The sequence below is a fragment of the Anabaena sphaerica FACHB-251 genome, assembly GCF_014696825.1.
Classification (GTDB): domain Bacteria; phylum Cyanobacteriota; class Cyanobacteriia; order Cyanobacteriales; family Nostocaceae; genus RDYJ01.
The window spans coordinates 1-21,132 of sequence record NZ_JACJQU010000025.1 but is presented as its reverse complement, the minus strand read 5'-3'; the positions used below and the strand labels follow the sequence as shown (position 1 = coordinate 21,132).

19 protein-coding genes are annotated in these 21,132 nt (G+C 39.3%); 10 read left to right on the top strand and 9 right to left on the bottom strand.

The window, feature by feature from the left end; genetic code table 11:
• Positions 1-81 precede the first annotated feature (81 nt).
• Together H6G06_RS24400 and H6G06_RS24395 are read left to right on the top strand one after the other, a co-directional pair.
• On the top strand, positions 82-738 hold the full coding sequence (locus H6G06_RS24400) for a type I restriction endonuclease (RefSeq protein WP_190564651.1): 657 nt from the start codon (positions 82-84) through the stop codon (positions 736-738).
• A gap of 15 nt (positions 739-753) precedes the next feature.
• Positions 754-1,923 carry an IscS subfamily cysteine desulfurase gene (locus H6G06_RS24395; protein WP_190564650.1) on the top strand — a complete coding sequence of 390 codons (1,170 nt, stop codon included), beginning with the start codon at positions 754-756 and terminating at the stop codon, positions 1,921-1,923.
• 185 nt (positions 1,924-2,108) lie between these two features.
• Here H6G06_RS24395 and H6G06_RS24390 read toward each other — a convergent pair whose 3' ends face one another.
• The 3 genes from H6G06_RS24390 to lepA form a co-directional block, all read right to left on the bottom strand.
• On the bottom strand, positions 2,109-3,104 hold the full coding sequence (locus H6G06_RS24390) for a cyanophycinase (RefSeq protein WP_422387066.1): 996 nt from the start codon (positions 3,102-3,104) through the stop codon (positions 2,109-2,111).
• A 216-nt stretch (positions 3,105-3,320) separates the two neighbouring features.
• Positions 3,321-4,508, bottom strand: a complete 1,188-nt coding sequence (locus H6G06_RS24385) for a glycosyltransferase family 4 protein (protein WP_190564648.1) — start codon at positions 4,506-4,508, stop codon at positions 3,321-3,323.
• Positions 4,509-4,863: 355 nt separating this feature from the next.
• Positions 4,864-6,675, bottom strand: coding sequence for a translation elongation factor 4 (gene lepA / locus H6G06_RS24380; RefSeq protein ID WP_190564647.1), 1,812 nt, complete (start codon positions 6,673-6,675; stop codon positions 4,864-4,866).
• Between the two features lie 376 nt (positions 6,676-7,051).
• On the opposite strand from lepA, the gene H6G06_RS24375 reads away from it, so the two are divergent.
• The 4 genes from H6G06_RS24375 (at position 7,052) to H6G06_RS24360 (ending at position 12,197) form a co-directional block, all read left to right on the top strand.
• Positions 7,052-7,288: a hypothetical protein gene (locus H6G06_RS24375; RefSeq protein ID WP_190564646.1), complete on the top strand. Its 237-nt coding sequence runs from the start codon at positions 7,052-7,054 to the stop codon at positions 7,286-7,288.
• Between the two features lie 267 nt (positions 7,289-7,555).
• On the top strand, positions 7,556-9,340 hold the full coding sequence (locus tag H6G06_RS24370; protein ID WP_190564645.1) for a sensor histidine kinase: 1,785 nt from the start codon (positions 7,556-7,558) through the stop codon (positions 9,338-9,340).
• 198 nt (positions 9,341-9,538) lie between these two features.
• Entirely contained in the window at positions 9,539-9,769 is a 231-nt protein-coding gene (locus H6G06_RS24365; protein WP_190564644.1) for a NifU family protein, read from the top strand.
• 193 nt (positions 9,770-9,962) lie between these two features.
• On the top strand, positions 9,963-12,197 hold the full coding sequence (locus tag H6G06_RS24360) for a glycoside hydrolase (RefSeq protein ID WP_190564643.1): 2,235 nt from the start codon (positions 9,963-9,965) through the stop codon (positions 12,195-12,197).
• A 478-nt stretch (positions 12,198-12,675) separates the two neighbouring features.
• On the opposite strand, the gene asnS is transcribed toward H6G06_RS24360, so the two are convergent.
• Together asnS and H6G06_RS24350 are read right to left on the bottom strand one after the other, a co-directional pair.
• A complete protein-coding gene (gene asnS / locus H6G06_RS24355) occupies positions 12,676-14,067 on the bottom strand; it encodes an asparagine--tRNA ligase (RefSeq protein WP_190564642.1) in 1,392 nt (463 codons plus the stop codon).
• A gap of 139 nt (positions 14,068-14,206) precedes the next feature.
• On the bottom strand, positions 14,207-14,551 hold the full coding sequence (locus H6G06_RS24350; RefSeq protein ID WP_190564641.1) for a sll0565 family protein: 345 nt from the start codon (positions 14,549-14,551) through the stop codon (positions 14,207-14,209).
• A gap of 80 nt (positions 14,552-14,631) precedes the next feature.
• On the opposite strand from H6G06_RS24350, the gene H6G06_RS24345 reads away from it, so the two are divergent.
• Positions 14,632-14,892: a DUF6439 family protein gene (locus tag H6G06_RS24345; protein ID WP_190564640.1), complete on the top strand. Its 261-nt coding sequence runs from the start codon at positions 14,632-14,634 to the stop codon at positions 14,890-14,892.
• A 77-nt stretch (positions 14,893-14,969) separates the two neighbouring features.
• Here the strand turns inward: H6G06_RS24345 and H6G06_RS24340 are convergent, their stop codons facing one another.
• Entirely contained in the window at positions 14,970-15,419 is a 450-nt protein-coding gene (locus H6G06_RS24340) for an ATP-binding protein (RefSeq protein WP_190564639.1), read from the bottom strand.
• Positions 15,420-15,872: 453 nt separating this feature from the next.
• Positions 15,873-17,243 carry a 23S rRNA (uracil(1939)-C(5))-methyltransferase RlmD gene (rlmD, locus tag H6G06_RS24335; protein ID WP_190564638.1) on the bottom strand — a complete coding sequence of 457 codons (1,371 nt, stop codon included), beginning with the start codon at positions 17,241-17,243 and terminating at the stop codon, positions 15,873-15,875.
• Positions 17,244-17,433: 190 nt separating this feature from the next.
• Between rlmD and H6G06_RS24330 the strand changes: the two genes are divergently transcribed.
• The 3 genes from H6G06_RS24330 (at position 17,434) to H6G06_RS24320 (ending at position 19,991) form a co-directional block, all read left to right on the top strand.
• On the top strand, positions 17,434-17,919 hold the full coding sequence (locus H6G06_RS24330) for an allophycocyanin subunit alpha-B (RefSeq protein WP_190564637.1): 486 nt from the start codon (positions 17,434-17,436) through the stop codon (positions 17,917-17,919).
• Positions 17,920-18,479: 560 nt separating this feature from the next.
• Positions 18,480-19,097, top strand: coding sequence for a hypothetical protein (locus H6G06_RS24325; RefSeq protein WP_242039844.1), 618 nt, complete (start codon positions 18,480-18,482; stop codon positions 19,095-19,097).
• A 54-nt stretch (positions 19,098-19,151) separates the two neighbouring features.
• Positions 19,152-19,991 carry an Rpn family recombination-promoting nuclease/putative transposase gene (locus tag H6G06_RS24320; RefSeq protein ID WP_190564635.1) on the top strand — a complete coding sequence of 280 codons (840 nt, stop codon included), beginning with the start codon at positions 19,152-19,154 and terminating at the stop codon, positions 19,989-19,991.
• A gap of 354 nt (positions 19,992-20,345) precedes the next feature.
• Here H6G06_RS24320 and H6G06_RS24315 read toward each other — a convergent pair whose 3' ends face one another.
• Both H6G06_RS24315 and H6G06_RS24310 read right to left on the bottom strand, forming a co-directional pair.
• Complete coding sequence (locus tag H6G06_RS24315; RefSeq protein WP_190564634.1) at positions 20,346-20,750, bottom strand: putative toxin-antitoxin system toxin component, PIN family; 405 nt, start codon at positions 20,748-20,750, stop codon at positions 20,346-20,348.
• Positions 20,747-20,959, bottom strand: a complete 213-nt coding sequence (locus H6G06_RS24310) for a hypothetical protein (protein ID WP_190564633.1) — start codon at positions 20,957-20,959, stop codon at positions 20,747-20,749. The genes H6G06_RS24315 and H6G06_RS24310 overlap by 4 nt, the downstream gene beginning before the upstream one ends.
• Positions 20,960-21,132: the final 173 nt, after the last annotated feature.

Here is a 21,132-nt window from a genome sequence, read left to right as displayed (position 1 = left end):
TTGGGTAATGTTAATAAAATAACATGATCATTTAGACCTTATATAATATAAATAGCACCTCTATTTTATGAATATAGGAATATGGTTCCGATTATCCAAGCACAAAATATTACCCTTGCTTATTTAAAACAAAAATTTGCTCTGGAAAAGTCTAGAGATGAGCTTTTTTTTACAGAGTGGTTAGAATATTTACCGATAATCTCTGAATTAGAACAGCAATATTTAGACCGAGTTAGAAAGAATTATCTTGGCTTAGTGGAAACTTCTAGTATTTTAGAAGATGCAGTTAAATTAGTGGTATTATCTCCCTTACTAGATTTAGCTGGTTTCTATCAGTCTCCTTTTTATATTGCTACAGAAGAACCTATAGAAATTAGTGAAACAATAATCACTGATGAACAGGAAACAGGAGAAGAAATTACAGAGATCATCAAAGGTAAAATTGATGTTTTAGTTCTGCAACAGCAGTTATGGTTATTGGTAATTGAAGCTAAGAGGGCTAATTTTTCCTTAGCTAAAGCCATACCCCAAGCACTTACTTATATGTTGGCTAATCCTCAACCTGATTATCCTCTATATTCATTGGTAATTAATGGTGAAGATTTCCAATTTCTCAAACTCACCCAAAAAGATCAACCCAGGTATGCTTTGTCTGATAGATTCACTTTATATAGACGTGAAAACGAACTATATCAAGTTCTGAAAATCCTCAAAAAAATAGGTCAAATATTGAGTTAATTGTTGATATAAGTTATGTCTAATCGTCCCATTTACCTTGATTGTCACGCTACCACCCCCGTAGATGAACGGGTACTAAATGCCATGATTCCTTACTTTACAGAAAAGTTTGGTAACGCAGCTAGTATCAGTCATGTTTACGGTTGGGAATCAGAAGCAGCAGTTAAACAAACCAGGGAAATTTTAGCAACTGCTATTAATGCTAACCCGGAAGAAATTGTCTTTACCAGTGGTGCAACAGAAGCGAATAATTTAGCCATCAAAGGTGTAGCAGAAGCGTATTTTTCCAAAGGTCAACATATTGTTACTGTCGCAACCGAACATAAAGCAGTTTTAGACCCTTGTGAATATTTAAAAAGCATGGGTTTTGAAATTACCATTCTCCCAGTTAATCAAGATGGATTAATTGATTTAGAACAATTAGAAAAAGCCTTGCGTCATGATACAATTTTAGTATCAGTCATGGCTGGAAATAATGAAATTGGGGTTTTACAACCTTTAGCAGACATCGGTAAAATCTGCCGTGAAAAAGAAATTTTATTTCATACAGATGCGGCTCAAGCTATTGGCAAAATCCCCTTAGATGTAGAAGCATTAAACATTGATTTAATGTCTTTAACTGCCCATAAAGTATACGGTCCCAAAGGTATTGGTGCTTTATATGTTCGTAGACGCAACCCCAGAGTTAAACTTGCAGCACAACAGCACGGGGGTGGCCATGAAAGAGGTATGCGTTCTGGAACTTTATATACACCGCAAATAGTTGGTTTTGGTAAAGCTGTGCAAATCGCTTTAACAGAACAAGAAACAGAAAATTTGAGGCTACAAGAACTGCGGGAAAGACTGTGGAAACAGTTATCAACTTTGGAGGGAATTTATATTAATGGACATCCCCAAAAACGATTAGCAGGAAATTTGAATATTAGTGTTGAAGGTGTGGATGGTGCTGCACTTTCTTTAGGTTTACAACCACTAGTAGCAGTATCTTCTGGTTCTGCTTGTTCTTCAAATAATGTTGCACCTTCCTATGTACTTACAGCTTTAGGACATCCTGAAAAATTAGCTTATGCTTCGGTACGGTTTGGAATTGGGAGATTTAATACTGTTGAGGAAATAGATACAGTTGCAGAACATTTAATTACTACTGTCAAAAGTCTAAGAAAATTATCAGTAGTCAGTTGTTAGTAAACTCGAATCCCCCCCTTATGTCTTGTTCCCAGTCAGAGACTGGGAATACCGGAAAGGAGTCTCTGACTCTACTTTTAAGGAAGCCAGAGTCTTCCAGAATTCATTCCCATACAGAGTATGGGAACGAGAAATCCAAAATCTAAAATCCAAAATCTAAAATCTAAAATCCAAAATCCCATGACTCAATAAGGATCAGAATCAAACCTTCCCCGCTTCACACTCCTTAGATAATAACCCTTTGACGGTAGCTTATTTAAATCGAAAGTCTCACCTCTAGGAACTCTCCAAATTTTATAATCGGAATATGTTAGAGGACTTCCAGGTTGACAAACTTCTGGGGGATGATCTCCCAGCACGAAATAAGCAGCACCCCTCCCCATTACTTTAGCAATACCATATTTATCCACAAGTAAAGATGTTTCTTCACTAATAGCAATTCCTAACGCAGTCGCAGACACACCATCTTGAATTTGTCGCGCAATAAAAACCATAATTCTCCCCATTCTTTTGCGTTCATCAAAATGGGTATCAATAATCGTTCTTCGCAAATGCTTCCACTGGAAAAAGTTATAGGTAAAGGTAATGTTGCGATAAGGATCATCCAGTGCTTCACTGGTTTCAATGCTATCTTCACAAGCACAGGAATCATAAACATATTCACTTTGAATCATTGCACCTGCACTAGTGCCACCAATAGCCCCACCTTTATCATAAACTGACTTGATGGCAGCTTCTAATTTCGTGTTTTTCCAGTTGCGAATATATTCACATTGATCACCACCTGCGAAGAATATTACTCCAGCATTTCTGACCTTATCAAAAATATCCGTTTTGTTGGCTTCTTGTCTGTTTCTGATGATTAAAGTTTCTACATAATTTACCCCTCTCATGCGATAAATTAGCTGATTATAATCATCATTACCAGCAGCACGAATAACTAAAACATTAACTTTTTTGTGAGAATTATCACCTCCCCTGACTTGATTAATCATCCATTGAATCGCATCATCAACATCAGCACCACCACCACCCAAATTATGTACAGGTCCAGCTAGGAGGGGTATTTTATAATTGGGGTTCGGTAAGGTCGGACTAACATCGCTGCTAATTTTCTCAAAGTAGCGGTTTCGGTTTGCTGTAAAGTGGGATATGAGGAAGGTTCCCATCTTCAACAACATAGTTCTTGCTTTTCTCAAGCACTTGGCTATATTTGGGAATGCCTTGGTCATACTCAGGAATGTGAAGCAAACAGCTATCATTGTTAACTCTCGCACTCCCAAGGGGGAAATTCCCAGCGTACAGCCTTTGTACTGTTTGTTAATGGCAAAAAACGCAGAGTAATTAATAATTCTCTCCACTACTCTGCGAAAACCTCAGTTTTACTTTGTGTTTAATTACCAATCAACTTGCGATCGCTCCTTTACCACTCTTTCATATACCGCTTCTGTCCTTTTCGCTAATTTCGGCCATCGAAACCGTCGTTCTAAATCTTGATATGCGTTATCTATCAACCATTGTCGATAACCTGGATTTTTCAAAACTTCCAAAATTCCCCATGCTAGAGAATCAGAATTATTTACTTTAGTCACAATTCCTGTTTTCGTATGTTGTACTACTTCAGGAAAACCACCAGTATCTGATACCACCACAGGAACTCTAGAAGCAAAACCCTCTAAAGCCACAATACCAAAGGGTTCATAAAGACTAGGAAAAACTGCACAGTCAGCAATGGTTTGGAATTTATCCAAGTATTCATCAGATAGAAACCCAGTAAAATAGCATTTATCCCAAATTCCTAAATCCCAAACTTGCTGTTTAAGATGGTCAGTATTACCACCACCAACTATCACAAATTTAACGTAACCTCCCATTTCCCAAAGCACCTTGGGAGCAGCATTAAGCAATACAGGTACACCTTTTTCATAGGTCATCCTTCCCAAGTAATAAACAATTTTTTCATGATCTGCGGCAAATTGGCGGCGAAAATCTTGAGCATGAAAATCTTCGTGATGCTGTTTTTTTTCCGGTCGAATACCGTTAAAAATAACGTCGATTTTATTCCCAGGACTATGTAAAGCCCTGACTACTTCCCCCCGCATATATTCAGTACAAACAATGATGCGCCAAGCGTTATAAACTAGTAACTTTTCTTTGTCACTAATGTAGTTTTGGGTGTCATTGTAAATACCGTTATAGCGCCCGTGTTCTGTCGCGTGAATGGTAGCAATTAAGGGGATTTTAAAAGTATGCTTGAGAGCGATCGCTGCATCTCCAACTAGCCAATCATGAGCATGGATAATATCAAATGGTCCTTCCTCCAAAATCAATTTACCACCGTGAAGTCCCATACTCTCATTTAAATTGACTACCCAGTGGAAAAAGTCGTTACTATGGGCTACTGGTACTCGATGTACATGAATACCTTCAATTACCTCATACAGCGATGCTTGTTTAACTTCAGGTGTAATCAGATGAATGTCATGTCCTAGTTTTACCAATTCCGGGTATAATTCTGCTACATGACGGGCAATTCCTCCCACTATTCTCGGCGGAAATTCCCAACTTAGCACCAGTATTTTCATTGACTTGACTCCCCGATGTTTTACAAAAATTTAAAAAACTACATTTATCTCAAAATACAAAGTGTGACAATTACTGCGAGTATTCCTAGCGCAATTTTTATTTTTTTTAATAAATTGTTTTTTGATAAAGCTTATCATATTGATTTGCGATTTATAGCTACATAAAAAACCTGATTTCATCAGAAAACCAGGTTGATAATACTTTTTAAATTTGCAACTATCTAGGGAACAGGGAACAGGGAACAGGGAACAGAGCAGGGAGCAGGGAACAGAGAGCAAGGGGGAAAATACCTCTCCCCTGCACCTTGCCCCTCCGCCCCCCTGCTTCTTCTGCCTCCTGTCACCTTCTTCTACACTAATTTTGATCTAAACGCAGCACAGCCATAAAAGCCTCTTGGGGTACATCCACCGTTCCCACAGATTTCATCCGCTTTTTACCCTTGGCTTGCTTCTGCAACAGCTTTTTCTTCCGGCTAATGTCACCACCGTAGCACTTAGCCAAAACGTCTTTCCGCAAAGCCGGGATATGTTCACTGGCAATAACTTTACTACCAATAGACGCTTGAATGGGTACTTTAAATTGATGACGTGGTATAAGTTCTTTGAGCTTTTCAGCCATTGCTCTGCCAACATTGTAGGCTTTATCCCGGTGGACAATCATCGCTAAAGAATCAACCGGATCACCATTAATCATGATATCCAACTTGACCAAATGATTCTCACGGTAGCCAATAATATGATATTCCATACTGGCATAACCACGCGATCGCGATTTCATTTGGTCAAAAAAGTCTGTCACAACTTCTGCCAAAGGTAACTCATAAGTCAGTGTAGTCCTTCCTTGGGTGAGATATTTCATATCCTTGAAAATACCCCGGCGGTTTTGTGACAACTCCATCAGAGTACCAACATAGGTTTCTGGAGTAATCATTTCTACCTTGACATAGGGTTCTTCTATTCTTTCCCGTTCATTGGGAGCAGGTAAGCGGCTAGGATTATCAATGTACACTTCCTCACCCTTAACGGTTATCACCTTGTAAACCACCGAAGGGGCTGTGATAATTAAATCTAGGTTGTACTCACGCTCTAAGCGTTCTTGGACAATTTCCATGTGCAGCAAACCCAAGAACCCACACCGGAAGCCAAACCCCATCGCGCTAGAAGTTTCCGGTTCGTAATGCAGGGCTGCATCATTGAGTTCAAGTTTTTCTAAAGCTTCCCGCAAATCTTCAAATTGATCAGCATCAATGGGGAACATCCCACAAAAAACCATTGGGTTGGCTTCGGTGTAACCAGGTAAAGCAGCTGCGGCTTTGGCTTTAGCTAGGGTAATGGTGTCTCCTACCCGTGCATCAGCTACAGCCCTAATTGATGCGGCCAAATAGCCCACTTCCCCCGCGTGGAGTTCTTCCACTTGCGTTTGGTTGGGAGAGAGAACGCCTAACTCGTCAATTTCATATTCTTTACCCGATGCCATCAAGTAAATGCGATCGCCCTTTTTCACACTACCATCCATCACCCGGAAGTAGACAATTACGCCCCGGTAACTATCATAGTAACTATCAAAAATCAACGCCCGTAAGCGTTCATCAACTTTGTCTGGTGCTGGTGGTATCCGCTCAACAATTGCTTCTAAAATTTCAGGAACACCAATTCCCTCTTTAGCCGAAGCCAAAATCGCTCCACTACAATCTAAACCAATAATTTCTTCAATTTCACCAATTACCCTTTCAGGTTCTGCTCCTGGCAAGTCGATTTTATTCAAAACTGGGATAATTTCGAGATTATGCTCCAGCGCCAAATAGACATTTGCCAAAGTTTGTGCTTCTACACCTTGGGAGGCATCCACTACCAACAAAGCACCTTCACAAGCAGCAAGAGAACGCGATACTTCATAAGAAAAGTCCACGTGTCCAGGAGTATCAATGAGGTTAAGAACATACTGCTGACCATCCTTGGCAGTATAGTTCATCCGGGCAGCTTGCAGCTTAATTGTAATGCCGCGCTCCCGTTCCAGATCCATGTTGTCGAGAAACTGCTCCTTCATCTGTCGATTTTCTACAGTCCCAGTGGTTTGTAGGAGGCGATCAGCGAGAGTAGATTTCCCGTGGTCAATGTGAGCAATAATACAAAAATTGCGAATGCGAACTGCGGGAACGTCAGTCATATACCATCTTTGCTTCAGCAGCAACCAAAAGTTAGAACTATTTACTTCATGTATTTTAATGCTTTATTGGGTAATGGGTAATGGGTAATTGGTGATTGGTCGGTCAGTTGTTAGTGGAAGAAGGCACTCATGCAAAATTTGATTAATTTTCCCCTGCCCAGTAAAGAGTCCCCAGTCCCCAGATAGGTGAATTATTTTTCAGGATATGATGATGTATATTAAAACTCCCACTTAAAACCTGACCGTCTTAGTTTGGTACTATTTTGGGGAACTGTCTAACTGCATTTTTTTCATACTTGCTAGTTGAATAGTCTGAATCATAAATATAACAGCTTGACAAAGCAGGAAACAAAATCATTTCACAGCCTGTAAACCCATGAATACGCAAAACAACCCTACCAATGCGGAAAACATACACCCCGACAAGGTAGAAATCGCTGTTCGCCTAGACTCTGAATTAATAGCCCAAATTCAGCATCTTACCAATGACCCCAGTAAGGTGATAGAAGTCGCTATCCGCCAATGGTTGCGCGGCGACGTACCTAGAGATGACGAACTAACTCGTACACCAGTACGTACACCAGTTCCCCCTAGAGGAGAATGGAATGATTAAGATTACCAAACAAAGCCATAAGGCATAAGCCATAAGGCATAAGGCAGTGGGAGAATCACAACTGACAACTGACTCATCTCCCTATTTTTTATTCCCTGTTACCTATTCCCTCTTGTAATGATACAAAATGTAAAGTTTCATGCTCTAAATTCCAGAAAAGTCAAAAATACACAATCGAAAGTGTGAAAGCTGTAAAACTTTATGCCAAAATTTAAGCAGCTTTAGTACAACCACGGTGGAAAGCAATTTGTCTACCCAATTCGATTAATGACTATTACTGCGAATAACCAATTGTCAAATTTATTTTCTCAGAATCAGGAATCTATTAACCGCAGTACAGATGGCTTATTACCAACTCTGGCATCTGAGTTGGTATATACCCAAGATGGCACTGGGCGTTATCTGACATTTGATTGGCAGCACAGCGAACTCCTAGACCTGGAGACTGAGAAAATAGTTGATGCGCTTAATGAAAATGAAGCCTTTACTCCGGTAGATAAAGTTACCTATCTGGAACGCTTGCACCGGATTTTAACAACTTTAGTCCCGGAAAGAGTTCAGTGCTGGTTTAAAAGCAGTCAGCAGTTATTCGAGTTGGAGTTGACAATTACTCCAATTATGCCGCGATTGGGTCTAGCCGCGACGACAGTCTTGGTGATGGGTAGGTTGTTACCATCTCAAGTCAATAGCAAAGAAGTTAATCAGGAAGCAAAAAAGCCTTCACAACTAGAGTTGGCTTTGCGTTCGCGTAGCGTGCCACAGGTATCGGTACAAAACCAAAAACTATTAAACAAAATTACCAGAAATATCCGACGGACTCTGGATCTAGACATTATTTGGCAGCAAACAGTGGACTGTTTAGGAAATATTCTCAACCTGGAGCGTTGTATTATCTGTCCTTATCAGCCTGGTTCGGCAAAAGTCCAGATAATCGCAGAATATCACCAACAACAATTAGAACCACTGCTAGGCTCAGAAATAGATATATCTTCAGAGCCTGCCTTTGCTCAGGCTTTGGCAACTCTGGAACCGATGGTTATAGAGTTGCCTATCCAAAAAAATCAAGAGCAGCAAAAATTTTTGTTGGTTGCTACTAACTATCAAGACCAAGCAAATGGTTTGGTTGCCTTGAGCTTGAGCAATGAATACCAATTATTAACCGAAACCGAACTAGAATTAACCAAAGAGTTAGCAGATCAGCTGGGAACAGCGATCGCTCATGCAACTTTATACAAAGAACTAGAGGACGCACGACAGAAAGCGGAAGAAGCATCCCGCTTAAAAAGCGAATTTCTTGCCAACGTATCCCACGAAATTCGTACCCCCCTCAACGGCATGATCGGCTTCTTAAAGCTAATCTTAGAAGGGATGGCAGATGATCCCGAAGAACAACATCAATTTGTATCGGAAGCTCATCAATTATCAATCCACCTGCTGAATATTCTCAATGACATCTTAGATATTGCCAAAATCGAAGCTGGCAAAATGGAGCTAGACTGCTCACCAGTTAAACTAAATGAGCTATTCGGTGATGTAGAAAACTTTACCCGTCCTCAAGCGGAAATGAGAAACCTCAGCCTCCAAATGCAAATGCCTGTAACTTCCGATGAAATTATCGTCCAAGGTAATTACCAAAGGTTGTTACAAGTTATGCTCAATTTGGTGGGCAATGCCCTTAAATTCACCCATGAAGGTGGAGTCACCATCAGCGCCGATTTAGTTATCAAAAAAAGCAAAGGAAAATCGAGCAAACCATCCACACCCGGCATGGTGAAAGTGCGAGTTGCAGATACTGGTATTGGTGTTTCCTTAGACAAACAAGATAAACTTTTTCAATTATTCTCTCAGGTGGATGGTTCCCGTACTCGTCATTACGGTGGCACCGGTTTAGGATTAACTATATCCCAAAGACTTATAGAGGCAATGGGTGGTGAGGTGCATTTCTACAGTTTAGGCGAAGGACTGGGTTCAACCGTCACCTTCACAGTGCCACTTTATCAACAACCAGTGCTGTGTTCCCCTAGCGAGTGCGAGATAGAATCTCAAAATTGATATCGCATTGCTCCCATTGGGAAAAATCTTTCCTTTCTTCCTCCTGCCTCCTACTGTATTTTCTGAACATATAGTGGCAATTGGATCTAGGATCGATTTAATTCAGCAAAAGAAGAAAATTTTGGATATTTTGGGAAATGGTTAACAATTCTCAATCCCAATTTCTACACCTATCGTTAACTTAACAGGTCTAAAACTATGGAACTGACAATTGACAACGTTGAAACCGTATTAGATGAAATGCGCCCTTATCTAATGTCGGATGGCGGTAATGTGGAACTCGTAGAACTTGATGGACCTATTGTGAAACTGCGTTTACAAGGTGCTTGCGGTTCTTGTCCCAGTTCCGCAATGACTCTGAGAATGGGTATTGAACGCCGCCTCAAGGAAATGATTCCCGAAATTGCTGAAATTGAACAAGTAATTTAGGCAATAGGTAGTGGGGACTGGGAACTGGGGAGCAGGGGAGCAGGGGAGCAGGGGAGCAGGGGAGCAGGGGAGCGAATAATATCTTAATTACTTTCTGCCTTTTGCCTTTTGCCTTTTCCCAATTACCCATTACCCATTAACATCATTAATAATTCAAGATTATTAGTAAGTCCCGAATAACTTATCACTCCTCATGTCTCACCCCCTGTACGTCGCTTTTATCTGGCATCAACATCAGCCGCTGTACAAATCTCCTGGTAGTGGTGTTTCTGCCTCTGCTAGTCAGCAGTATCGCCTACCTTGGGTCAGGTTACATGGTACTAAGGATTATCTAGATTTAATATTACTCCTAGAACGGTATCCCAAATTACACCAAACAGTGAATTTAGTACCTTCTTTGATTTTGCAACTGGAAGATTATATTGCTGGTACTGCTTTTGACCCTTACCTTACAGCCAGTTTGACACCTGTGGAAAAGTTAACCACAGAACAGAAAGAATTTATTGTTCAACATTTTTTTGATGCTAATCACCATACCTTAATAGATCCCCATCCTCGTTATGCCGAGTTGTACTATCAAAGACAGGAAAAGGGACAAGCTTGGTGTTTAGCAAATTGGCAACAGCCTGATTACAGCGATTTACTAGCGTGGCATAATTTGGCTTGGATTGATCCCTTGTTTTGGGATGACCCAGAAATTGCGGCTTGGTTGCAACAGGGACGGAATTTTACTTTAAGCGATCGCCAACGCATTTATTCTAAACAAAAGCAAATCCTCAGCCGCATTCTTCCCCAACACCGGAAAATGCAGGAAACGGGACAGCTAGAAGTTACCACGACCCCCTACACTCACCCAATTTTACCTTTGTTAGCTGATACCAACTCTGGGCGGGTAGCAGTGCCAAACATGACATTACCTAACCAACGTTTTCAGTGGGCGGAAGATATTCCCCGGCATTTGCAGAAATCTTGGGATTTATATAAAGACCGCTTTGGACAAGAACCACGGGGTTTGTGGCCTTCTGAACAGTCAGTTAGTCCAGAAATATTACCGTATATTATTAAACAAGGCTTTAAATGGATTTGCTCAGATGAAGCTGTTTTGGGTTGGACAATAAAACACTTTTTCCATCGGGATGGGGCGGGAAATGTACAGCAACCAGAATTACTTTACCGTCCTTATCGTTTGCAAACTCCAGCTGGTGAGGTATCTATAGTTTTCCGCGACCATAGATTATCTGATTTGATTGGTTTTACATATGGGGCAATGCAACCAAAACAGGCCACAGCGGACTTAGTGGGACATTTGCAAGCGATCGCTAAAATGCAAAGAGAGAACCCCAGCGAACAGCCTTGGCTAGTTACCATCGCCTTAGATGGTGAAAATTGCTGGGAATTTTATCCCCAAGACGGTAAACCCTTCCTAGAAACCTTATATCAAAGCTTAAGTGACGAACCTCACATCCAACTTGTCACCGTCTCCGAATTCCTAGACAAGTTTCCTGCTACAGCCACCATCCCCGGAGAAGAACTCCATAGCGGTTCTTGGGTAGATGGCAGTTTCACCACTTGGATAGGAGATCCCGCCAAAAATCGCGCTTGGGACTACCTCACCCACGCCAGACAAGTTTTAGCCAATCATCCCGAAGCTACCGAAGAAAATAACCCCGCCGCCTGGGAAGCTTTATATGCGGCTGAAGGTTCAGATTGGTTTTGGTGGTTTGGTGAAGGACATTCTTCAAATCAAGATGCCATTTTTGATCAGTTATTTCGCGAACATCTCTATGGCATTTATAAAGCCTTAAATGAACCCATCCCGGCTTACTTGACAAAACCGCTAGAAGTCCATGAAGCCCGCGCCGACCATCGTCCAGAAAGTTTTATTCATCCGGTTATCGACGGTAAAGGTGATGAACAAGACTGGGATAAAGCTGGACGGATAGAAGTTGGCGGCGCACGGGGAACAATGCACAACAGCAGCCTGATCCAGCGCCTTTGGTATGGAGTAGATCACCTGAATTTTTATTTGCGGGTAGATTTTAAAAGTGGTGTTGCACCAGGAAAAGAACTACCAACAGAGTTAAATTTACTCTGGTATTATCCAGATAGAACAATGGTGAATAGTCCTGTACCTTTAGCAGAAGTTCCAGATATCGCACCAACTAATTATCTATTCCACCATCATCTAGAAATTAACTTACTCACACAATCAATTCAATTTCGAGAAGCAGGAAATAACTATCAATGGCATCCCCGTGTTAGTCGCGCCCAAGCTGCTTTAAATACTTGTTTAGAAATAGCAGTACCTTGGGCAGATTTGCAAGTTCCCCCTGATTATCCTTTGCGTTTAATTGTGGTTCTCGCGGATGATGGGTGTTTTCACAGCTATTTACCGGAAAATGCTTTGATTCCCATTGAAGTACCTTAATAGTAGGTTGGGTTTACTTCTATAAACCCAACTTTTAATTTATCGGTTAGTATCTGGGTTTATTTTTTTCACGCAAAGGCGCAAAGTGTCGAAGTTCGCAAAGGAAGAAAGCAAGATAAAAATCAAAAATTTCCTCTCTTTTCTCTGCGTCCTCTGCGTCTCTGCGGTTCGTTAAAAAAATATTTATTATCCAAAAATAGGTTGTAAATCTAAAATAAAACCTGGTAATACATCTTCCCCAGATAAATTTTGAGGATTTTCAGGATTTAATATTGATTTTTCCCGTGGTTAATTTTTCAAAGTATGATAATCTGATAAAATTTTAATTGTGTTAAGATGATTCTTTCAACAAGCAATTGATCATCTATTCTCAAATTAATAAAAATTACTAACCTAAATCATTAATTATTGAATAAAATCCTCGACATCCTGATGCAGACAAAATCAGGGTTTAGCAATGCTAAACCCCTACCAAATATTAAAACTCGGCGCTTTGTGGTGTGCGGGGGAAAGGAATTACATCCCGAATATTTCCCATTCCTGTCATAAACTGCACCAATCTTTCAAACCCCAAACCGAAACCTGCATGGGGAACTGTACCATAACGACGTAAATCTAAATACCACCACAAATCTTCTGGTTTCATTCCCTGTGCTAATACCCGTTTTTCTAACACATCAAGTCTTTCTTCCCGTTGGGAACCACCAATGATTTCGCCTATTTTTGGTGCAAGAATATCCATTGCGCGGACAGTTTTTTCATCATCACTCAACCGCATATAAAAGGCTTTGATTTGTGCAGGATAATCTGTAACGATTACAGGCTTTTTAAACAATTGTTCGGCTAAATAACGTTCATGTTCTGATTGCAAATCTGCACCCCAACTGACAGGATAATCAAATTTAACATCAGCTTTTTCTAAAAGTTTGACTGCATCTGTATAAGTCAATCTTTCAAATTGATTATTAATAATGTTATCTGCGGTTTCTAAGACGGTTTTATCAATACGTTCATTGAAAAATTCCATGTCTTCAGGACAAGTTTCTAATACATATTTAAAAATATATTTAAGAAACTCTTCTGCTAAATCCATATCACCTTCTAAGTCACAAAAAGCAATTTCTGGTTCCACCATCCAAAATTCTGCTAAGTGACGAGAAGTGTTAGAATTTTCGGCGCGGAATGTAGGACCAAAGGTGTAAACGTTACTAAACGCCATCGCCATTATTTCGGCTTCTAGTTGTCCACTTACTGTTAGATAAGTTGGTTTACCAAAGAAGTCTTGAGTATAATCAATTTCTTTGTTTTCAGTTCGGGGAACATCTTTTAAATTCAAGCTGGTAACATTAAATAATTCCCCAGCACCTTCACAATCACTCGCGGTTAAAATGGGAGTATGTACCCACAAAAAACCACGTTCTTGAAAAAATTGGTGAATAGCAGTCGCGCAAGCATTTCTAACGCGGAAAACTGCACCAAATGAGTTAGTTCTACCCCGTAAATGTGCAATAGTTCGGAGAAACTCAAAGGAATGACGTTTCTTTTGCAGAGGATAGGTTTCGGGATCAGCATCACCGTATACTTTTACTATATCTGCTTTTAATTCTATTCTTTGTCCTTTACCTTGAGAAGCTACTAACACTCCTGATACTTCTACGGAAGCACCTGTGTTTATTTGTTTTAATATTCCTTCGTAATCTGGTAAATCTTGATTAATAACTACTTGCAAGTTACCTAATGATGAGCCATCATTAACTTCGAGAAAGGCAAATCCTTTTAATTCGCGTTTTGTTCTTACCCAACCTTGCACTACTAAGGTTTCTTCAGGTTGACCACTTTTTAATATTTCTGCAATTCGATGTTTAATCATTTTATACAAATTATCTTTTTTTTCACTATATATAACACTAATTTAAACCAGAGACTAGGGACTGGGGACTGGGGACTGGAGACTGGGGACTGGGGAACAGGAATAAACCAATTACCAATTACTAATTACCAATTACCAATTACCCAACCGAAGATTTTAACAGCCAACCTATAATAACGCCTAAACCACCAAAGCGGACAGCTTGCCAAAAAGGTCTATTGAGGCTTTTCCAAGAAAATAACTGGCTTTCTAAGTTAATTTCTAGCACTTCCAACTCTTTTTGAATACGTTTTAACTCGGCTTTAATTTCTGGGGTCTGATTTTTATTGTCTTTCAGATTTTTAATTTCTTGTTGCCATTGTGCCTTTTGCTGTTGATCTTGTTGCACTTGGGCGTATCTTTCTTTCAAGAGTCGAAGTGAAGTTTCTACTTCCTCTAGTTCTTGTTCAAACTCTGGTTGCTGGTTTTCCTCTAAATTAGTCATTAGTCATTGGTCATTGGCTATGATGATAAATAATAACTTTAACTTTTGTCTATTAACTTAGCACTTCAGCACTTAGTCTTATGTCTCAAACCAGTCAACTAAATGATGTTACTACCCTGGAACTTGCCCAAGCCCTGATGGAAAGACTAAGTATTTCTCCTGATGATTGGCATCGTCTCAAGTCTAACCGGAATTCTCGCGCTAGTGAACAGGTAGCGGCTGCTATGGTGTTTCTCCTCAAAAATCAGCCCCTAGAGGCACAAGCTAGGTTAGAACAGGCTGTAGGTTGGTTAGATAAGTCAATTTCCGCTCCTCCCTGTCCAACTCATGGTAAAAATTGAGAGACTGGGTACTGGGTACTGGGTGGATGTAATATATAATTTTCCTCCTGCTTCCCTATTCCCTGTCGCCTGTCACCTTATCGTCTTAAAGATAACAAACGTCGAGCTTCTATTTGCTTACAAAGCCTTAATTCTGTACCTTTGCGGTTCCACTGTACTTGATCAAAAATTTGATGAAGTAGAGTCATACCTCTGCCATTTTCTGATTCATCTGGTGGTAAATAGTCGGTGGGATCACAATCAGCATCACAAGTGGGTGTAAAGCCACTACCTTGATCTGAGATGATCCACCAATATTGATTATCTATTAAGGAAAAACGCACTACTACTAATTTGCCAGGATCAAGATTATTGCCATGTTTAGCTGCGTTTACTAGGGCTTCTTGAAGTCCTAAGCGCAGTTCGGCTTGTAAATTTGTGGGAACATCTGCCAATAGCAAATCTAATATTGGACATAGATAAAGGGTTGAGGCAAAACTAATTGTACCCCAAGAACGCCCAAGTGGACGAAGAGAAATGGTAATCACAAGAGAAACCCCGTAGCTTTTAGTTAGCTAGACATCAGTTCGCTGTTACAGGCACCCTGATAAAAATTAAGGTGGTCATGCTGCCTTAAAACCTGCGTCTGTAAAACTAAATTTTTGAAAATGCTAGGGAGCATTGACTCTAAATATAAGTGAGAATTGCTTGGTTAAAATCTGGCTGTAATTGTTTTGCTAATGCAGTTAACAAATTCTCAGTTGTTATTTATTACTTTGAGTGAGTATATAAATATCCAACTTTGTCGCCGCTTAATAATTTACACAATTTGATTCACCTTTTAAGCTCAGAGTCTATGCAACTTTAATGTTTTTAAACAAAAGAATTTTATTTTTAGGTTAATTTGATTTTAGCATTATTAGTATTTACTAGACTACAAATTTTCTATTTAAGTTTTTGTAAAGAATTGATTATGAGCTAATTCAAAGCTGATTCTTCTGTTAAGATGGCGATCGCTCCAGAAAGGCTGCTGTTTCAACGTGGGCAGTTTGAGGGAAAAAGTCGGCGGGCTGTACTCTGGTAAGATTGTATAGTCCATGTTCACAAAGTAATTTCAGGTCACGAGCCAAGGTGGCTACTTTGCAACTGACGTAAACAATCCGTGAAGGTTTCAGGTTAAGCAAAGATTTTATAACATTAGCTTCACATCCTTTACGTGGCGGATCAAGTAACACCACATTTGGTATAATTCCCAAATTAGGTAGACTTTTCTCCACTGCTCCTACTTGAAATATAACATTATTAATTCCATTTTGTTGGGCATTTAAAATGGCCTGTTCTACTGCTGCTGATTGCACTTCTAAGCCAATAACTTGGCGTGCTTGTTTTGCCAGGGGTAAAGTTAAAGTGCCAATACCACAGTAGGCATCGACTAAAACTTCATGACCTTGTAAATTGAGTTCTGACTGAATTACTTGTAAAAGTGCTTCAGCCGTTTCTGTATACACCTGAAAAAATGTATCCGGGCGGACTTGAAATTCTAATCCCGCGAATTTTTCTCGCAAGTAAGGAATTCCGGCAATACAACGTGTTTCATTACCAAATATAGCATTTGTGCGATCGCTATTGCGATTCAGAGAAATTCCTACTAGCAGGGGATAACGCTGCAACCATTCCTGGGCTTGGGTTTCAATCCCTGGTAAATTCCCATCTTTTACCACCAAAGTTAGTAGCATTTCCCCTGTACGACGACCAATGCGTAAACCTAGATGGCGGATTTGCCCTTGGTGGCGTTTTTCGTCATAAATTGACCAACCTCGTTTTTGGATATCCTGCTTTACCTCAGACAATAAAGGATTTAAGCGTTGGTCTTGAACTGGACATTGATTTAAGTTGATTAATTGATGACTACCTTTTTGATAGTAACCAGCTTGAACCTGTCCTGTTGCTGAGATACCAATAGGATAGGTAGCTTTGTTGCGATAACCTAAAGATGAATCAGCTACCAATACTGGATATACAGGTGGGTTAACAAAACCGCCAATTCGTTCTAAAGCTTGAATTACTTGATTTTGCTTGGCTGTAAGTTGGTAATCATAATTTATATGCTGCCACTGACAACCACCACATTTATCAGCGACAATGCAACTGGGGCGGATACGCTGTGGAGATGGTTGGAGGATTTGTTTGAGGGCTGCATGAGCATATTTAGGCTTAACGTGTACCAGTTTGACCAGAGTGCGATCGCCTGGTACAGTATCTGGAACAAACACCACACGCTGATCAAAGCGTCCCACACCATCGCCAGTGTCGCTTAAATCAGAGATTTCTACTTCTATTACTTCACCCTGTCGCCAAACTGTATTAGTCATTGGTCATTCAATTTTGGATTTTGGATTTTGCATTTTGGATCTGGTGATTGAAGATTTATTACAAAAACTTCCTTAATGTTCCCCAATCCCCAATCCCCAATCCCCAATCCCTATCTTGCCATACCCTTCACTTCTGTACCGCGAAATAGGTAAACTAACAAATAATATTATTTCCCTTGATTAAATAATCATGACTGTAATTAGCCAAGTTATTCTCCAAGCTGACGACGAACTGCGTTACCCTAGCAGTGGCGAACTCAAAAGTATCAAAGAATTTTTGCAAACCGGCGCACAGCGGACAAGAATCGCTGCTACCCTCTCCGAAAACGAAAAAAAGATAGTTCAGGAAGCAACCAAAAAACTTTGGCAAAAGCGCCCTGATTTTATCGCCCCTGGTGGCAATGCTTACGGAGAAAAGCAACGTGCTTTATGTATCCGTGACTTCGGCTGGTATTTGCGCCTGATTACCTATGGTGTGCTTGCTGGTGACAAAGAACCTATTGAAAAAATTGGTTTGATTGGTGTGCGGGAAATGTACAACTCTCTAGGCGTTCCTGTCCCTGGAATGGTAGAAGCTATCAGTTCTCTAAAACAAGCATCCTTGGACTTGCTGGGTGCTGAAGATGCAGCAGCAGCAGCGCCTTACTTTGATTACATTATTCAAGCGATGTCCTAATACAAAGGGTGTGGTGTTTCTATCAGTCAAATTTCAGTTTACTGAAGTGAAACATTAGCGATATCTGCAACGGCTGACGCTTCGCGTAACGCTACCGATCAAATTCCTCATTTGATTACACTTTCCCCACACTTAGTAGTGGCTATGGCAAAATATTTGTCAAGTTATTATAAAGTTGTGGGGATATTTTATGTGGATTTACTGACAACCACCAATGACAAAAAACCGACAGGAGGCTGTCGGCCATTAGTTGTGTTCCCTATTAATGACTCGGCTAGAGTTCAGTTATAGATGATTATGCCAAGATGCTCACTATTAGAGGAGGATCTTAATCATGACTAATGGTGATTATAATCATTTTAAAACGTGATTTTTATCACTTATTTTTATGACCAACAAATGTAATTGATTCAGCAGTTTATTGAGAGAGAAGAATACATCATCTTTCTTTATAGCAGCAGGAACAGTGAATAGGATAGAAAAGTCAAATATTCTGTAAACAGCAACACATTTTTTATAAAATGAATCTTAATTTTCTTTTTCCAGTAATATCAGCAACCATGTTATTAAGTGTAACTACTGCTTGCACTCCACCACCCCAGAACCAAGTTTCCTCGGAAAATAGCCTCATTATTGAGGATAAAACCCTCGTGGCTGTTAATCAATCCGCAAAAGAGAGACCAATTAACAAAACAGCCACAATTTCTGTAGAAGGGGAAAAAACTACAGTTAATCTTAAACTTTACTCATATAAAAATTTATTTAGTACCTACTTTCCTGAACGAGATTTTTTGGTGGAAACTGCAACTTCCACTCAACCAAAAGGAGTGAAGTTGATTTCTAACTTTGGTGGTGTTAAAAATGAAAATGCTTATATTCAATTTGCCTTTCCTAATAATTTCAAAACTATAGGAGAAGTAAGAAAATTTATTAATGGCAAAAATGGTATATTAGCTTCTAATAGATGGAAATTTGTGAGTCGTACCAGCACTGTAACCTATCCTTGGGCAAAAGAAAAAATTGCTTTTAGTAAAGGTAAAGATATGATCGGTGATATTTACATTGGAGAACAAAATGGTAAAGTATTTTATGTCATTACCCATTTACCAGTAGAATATGGGGATGGCTTTGCACCTAGAGAAAATTTGATTTTAAGTAATCTGGAAATAGGTGGATAATGCCAATACGAACCGTAATATTTTTTCAGCTACAATAGAGAAAATATCAAAACTGTGAAAACAGATACCATATTCTATCAACTGTTTCAGACATTACCTAGTATTCTTTTTGAACTACTTGGTAAACCAGCTACAGAAGCGGAAGCATATCAATTTACTTCTGTAGAAATTAAGGAACTAGCATTTCGTTTTGATGGTTTATTTGTACCTAATTCAGAAATACCTGAACAGCCGATTTACTTTGTAGAAGTTCAATTTCAACCGAAAGCGGATTTTTACTGGCGGTTTTTTACCGAAATCTTTGTTTATCTGAATCAGTATCAACCAAAGAATGATTTTCACGCAGTAGCGATTTTTGCTAAACGTAGTTTAGATCCTGGTGTACCAATGCAGTATCGGGGTTTGCTAATGAGTCAGCAAATCACGTTTATTTATTTGGATGAATTAGAGGTTACAACCAATAATTCAATAGGACTGGGAATGGTACAGCTAGTTGTGGAAAAAGAGGAAACTGCTATTGATCATACCAGGCAGTTAATCCAAAAATCTCGACAACAATTAATTGATGCCAGCAAAAGACAAAAAGTTTTAGAATTGTTAGAGACGATCTTGGTTTACAAGTTAACTAATTTAAGTCGTCAGGAGATTGAAGCAATGTTTACTCTAGATGAATTAAAGCAAACACGGTATTTTCGAGAAGTTGCGGAGGAAGCGAAGGTAGAAGGTAAGTTAGAGGGTAAGTTAGAGGGTAAGTTAGAGGGTAAGTTGGAAACAGTACCGCTGTTATTGCAGTTAGGTTTGACTGTGGAACAAATAGCCGCAAATTTAGGTGTGGATATTGAAGCGGTGAGGAAGGTTGCAGAAAAATCTGTTGATGAAACTCCTTCAGAGTAGTTAGAATAAATGGAAAGTGATTAGTTTGACTGATCACTTTTTCAAAATTTTCAAAACTTGATTATTGATTTACTTCTTCCTGTGATTCATCTCTAATATTAAAATAGTAATAAAGATTTGCAACTGTTAAATCTGATGCTTGTTGTAAATTAGATGTAACTAGGGAAATAGTAGGCTTACTTGAAAAAGCTACTAAGAGTAATCATCGTAACATAAATTTTGGTGTTTTCATACAAGTAAATATACAGTTATCTCTCGTTCACTGGTTCTACCTGAAAATACAGTTTAGAATGTTCCGAGTTTAGATTATATGTAAATATACGTAAAATAACTATTTGAAATGGATAGTGAAATTTATCTCAGCATTTCTTCAGAAGCAGCAAATTCCTTTGGATCAATAATTTTAATTGATTCAAACATTTTCAATATTAGTAAATCTTTATCACCTGTAATAATGCAAACAGCCTCTCCAGCAATTGCTGTTGCTAAAATCATATCATCATCTACATCACGACAGACAGGCACATTTAACGGTGTCGGTATTACAACCTGCATTCTAGAACGCAATAAATTTATCACCTCTCCCGCATCTTCAGGAGAGTATTTAAACTTTACTGTCAGTTTTTCATGTAATTCATTGAGAATAAAATCTGAAGTAATGGGAGAATGCACAATTAGACAGTGTTCAACAACTGTGCTACACATCCCTTTAGCAATAAAAGCAGCAATCAAAACATTAGTATCTATAACTAGCTTCATGAAATTATCTCAAAAATTTCCTCATCTGTGTAAACTGTTTCATTCTTTTGCATCAAGTAAGAACGCAATACACGGAATTTGTGGGTAAAAATGTAGTCTTCAATGGCTTTACCGACTAAACTATCAGCAGATATACCTTCAGTTTGAGTAATTTCTAAAAGTGCTGCTTTCAGTTCTGGGGTAATGGTAATGGTTAGGGTATCTTGCATATTTTATCAGCGAGCTACATAGTTAATTGTACAGTAGACTAGGCTACTGCACCCCCAGATTCGCGACTTCTGATACCAAGTTAATATGAAGCTGCATAGAAAAGAGCTTCGAGAATAAAGTTATAAGATGAGATAGATATCACCTCGTCAAAAGTAAGTTGCTCGAATAATTG